This window comes from Magnetococcales bacterium, from assembly GCA_015231925.1.
In the GTDB taxonomy this organism is placed as follows: domain Bacteria; phylum Pseudomonadota; class Magnetococcia; order Magnetococcales; family JADGAQ01; genus JADGAQ01.
Map to the genome: position 1 here is coordinate 1 of JADGAQ010000315.1, position 2,969 is coordinate 2,969.

The following is a 2,969-nucleotide window of genomic DNA, read 5'->3' on the forward strand; positions in this document are numbered from 1 at the left end:
GTCATATCGCGCTACGCGGGATCCTGAATAGTTACAGAAAAATTACGCATTCCAAAGTGGACGCGGCATAGAAGATTTACAACTGAAAATTCAACGGATAGAACATTTTCTTTTTTTACTTTTTAAAAGATAACATATTGAAAGTCAAAGGATATTAATAGATCCACGCCCGGCTGCGAGGCCGTTGCAACGCCCTCCCCTGAAAAATGGCTTGCACCTCCCCACGGGATTGGGCTATGTTCCTTTTCAGTAATAATTACTATTTGGTAACACATCATGAAAAGTCCCGAGCAAACCCAGGGCCATCGCATGGACTGGCTGCGCCAGCAGTTGCGGCGCAATGGCCACAAGGCCACCCATCAGCGGCTGGAAGTCTTCCGGGAGGTCAGTTGCAGCGATATCCATCCGGATGCCGAAATGGTCTATCTGGGAGTACGGCAACGCCTGCCGACCATCTCCCGCAACACCGTTTATCAAACGCTGCAGTTTTTGGTGGAGCAAAACTACATCGCGCCGTTCGGGGTGCATCGGGCCAGCAATCGTTACGATCGCAACACCCGGCCCCATCACCATCTGGTTTGTCTGCGGTGTGGCAAGGTGAGTGACTGCGAACCACCCGAAACCGCCGCCGTCACCCCTCCCCCCGGTTTCGAGGAGTGGGGGCGCATCGATTCCATCCATTTGGAATTACAAGGCATTTGTGCCGATTGTCTCTGCGGACCGGAATAGCTCCGGTCAATCCGACCAATACAACCGAATTGGAGTTTTATCACATGAGCAAAAACCCCCTTTTGGCCAACAACGGCCACCCTGTCGCCGACAACCAGAACACCCTCACCGCCGGACGACGCGGACCGGCGCTGTTGCAGGACTGGTGGCTGATCGAAAAGCTGGCCCATTTCGCCCGGGAGCGCATTCCGGAGCGGGTGGTGCATGCCAAGGGCTCGGGAGCCTTCGGTGTACTGCGCATCACCCGGGACATCACCCGTTACAGCAAGGCCAAGGTCTTCGCCGAGATCGGCAAGGAGACTCCCGCCTTTCTGCGGTTTTCCACGGTGGCCGGGGAACGGGGCGCAGCGGATGCGGAGCGGGACGTGCGGGGTTTCGCCCTCAAGTTCTACACCGAGGAGGGCAACTGGGATCTGGTAGGCAACAACACGCCGGTCTTCTTTCTGCGGGATCCGCTGAAGTTCCCGGACTTCATTCACAGCCAAAAGCGCGATCCCCGCACCCATTTGCGTTCCAACATCGCCGCCTGGGACTTCTGGACCCGTCATCCCGAATCGTTGCATCAGGTGACCATCCTCATGTCCGACCGGGGCCTTCCGCAAAACTATCGCCAGATGCACGGCTTCGGCAGCCACACCTACAGCTTCATCAATGAGGTCAACGAGCGATTCTGGGTGAAGTTCCACTTCAAGTCGATGCAGGGCATCGCCACCTGGACCGATGAAGAGGCGTCCCAGGTGGTGGCCAATGATCGGGAATCGGCGCAACGGGATCTTTATCAGGCCATCGAACGGGGGGATTTCCCCCGGTGGCGTTTTTGTGTGCAGATCATGCCGGAACAGGAGGCGGAGAGCTATCGCATCAATCCCTTCGATCTCACCAAGGTCTGGCCCCATGCCGACTATCCGCTGATGGAGGTAGGGATTCTGGAGTTGAACAAAAACCCCGAAAACTACTTTGCCGATGTGGAACAGGCGGCCTTCACCCCGGCCAATCTGGTTCCCGGCATCGCGGCTTCTCCGGACAAGATGCTTCAGGGTCGCCTCTTTTCTTACGGGGACGCTCACCGTTACCGGCTGGGGGTCAACCATCACCAGATTCCGGTCAATGCGCCACGGTGTCCTTTCGCCCGTTTCTTCCATCGGGACGGCGCGGCGCGGGTGGATGGCAATCAGGGCGGTTTGGTGAACTATCAGCCCAACCGGTTCGGGGAATATGAGGAGAATCCGTCCGTCGCCGAACCGCCGCTGGCCCTTGACGGTGTTGCCGACCGCTACAACCATCGGGAGGATGAAGACTATTACAGCCAGGCGGGGGCGTTGTTCCGTCTGATGAGCCCCGATCAGCGGCAGCAGCTTTGCGGCAACATCGCGCGTCACATTCTGGGGGTGCCGGCCGATATTGTGGCCAAGGCGCTGGACCACTTCCGCAAGGCAGACCCCGATTACGCGGCGGGGGTTGAAGCGGCGGTCAACACGTTGTAAATCGTGCCCGTATAGGGATGCGTCCTTTTTCTGTTCATACGGGGGTCCGGGGGGGATTATCCCCCCCGGCGGGGTTCGGGGCGGAGCCCCGAGGTGTTGCCGTATCCGCTGCCGTATCTTCTGCCGTATCCGCTGCCGTATCCGCTGCCGTATCTTCTGCCGTATCCGCTGCCGTGTCCGTTGCCGTGTCCGTTGCCGTCGCGGTCCGCTGCAGCCAATGAAAGCACAAAAAGCCGATTCCAAATGCGATCTTGAGAAACGCAGCGGACCGCGGGGGGGCAAGGGGGGGCCTCATCCCCCCATTCGTTGCCGTTCGCCCTCGACCTTCGCCCTCGACCTTCGCCGTGAAGCTCGATGCGGAGGGTTGGCCCCCCTTCTTGTCGTGGGGCGGGTTGAAGGCGATCCAGTTCCCGTCCACCCGGTGATGGCAAGCCTCAGCGGCCACCTCCCGGCTCAGATGCTCCACCGCCTCCCGCAGATCTCCCGGCAGATCGACCACGCTGATCTCCCGATCCCCTGCCCGACAGCTTCTCTCCCGCGCTCCACCGTCACGCCGGGCCAATTGCCCCCCGTTGCCGACTGCCGGTCAGGCGGTCGAACAGGGTATTTTTGCCGCAATTGAGACCGATCGCCGCTCATGACGACATCCTCTCCACCAGAAAGATTGCCGCCTCTTCCCGGCGCAGCACCAGGGAATAATCCCGTTTCTGTTTCATTTTTGCATTATTGCAGGGGTCTGGGGACCATCATGGTCCC

The 2,969-nt window shown here is 59.2% G+C and carries 3 protein-coding genes; 2 read left to right on the top strand and 1 reads right to left on the bottom strand.

From position 1 onward, the window contains the following. Positions 1–276 precede the first annotated feature (276 nt). Together HQL56_19265 and HQL56_19270 are read left to right on the top strand one after the other, a co-directional pair. The gene (locus HQL56_19265) at positions 277–729 is read left to right on the top strand and encodes a transcriptional repressor (protein MBF0311657.1); all 453 of its coding nucleotides are present in this window, start codon (positions 277–279) and stop codon (positions 727–729) included. Positions 730–773: 44 nt separating this feature from the next. Then, on the top strand, positions 774–2,213 hold the full coding sequence (locus tag HQL56_19270; protein MBF0311658.1) for a catalase: 1,440 nt from the start codon (positions 774–776) through the stop codon (positions 2,211–2,213). A gap of 34 nt (positions 2,214–2,247) precedes the next feature. Here HQL56_19270 and HQL56_19275 read toward each other — a convergent pair whose 3' ends face one another. After that, entirely contained in the window at positions 2,248–2,775 is a 528-nt protein-coding gene (locus HQL56_19275; protein ID MBF0311659.1) for a hypothetical protein, read from the bottom strand. Positions 2,776–2,969 lie beyond the last annotated feature (194 nt).

Coding starts and splice junctions, on each gene's coding strand:
- HQL56_19265 (MBF0311657.1), top strand. CDS start 277: ATGAAAAGTCCCGAGCAAACCCAGGGCCATCGCATGGACTGGCTGCGC.
- HQL56_19270 (MBF0311658.1), top strand. CDS start 774: ATGAGCAAAAACCCCCTTTTGGCCAACAACGGCCACCCTGTCGCCGAC.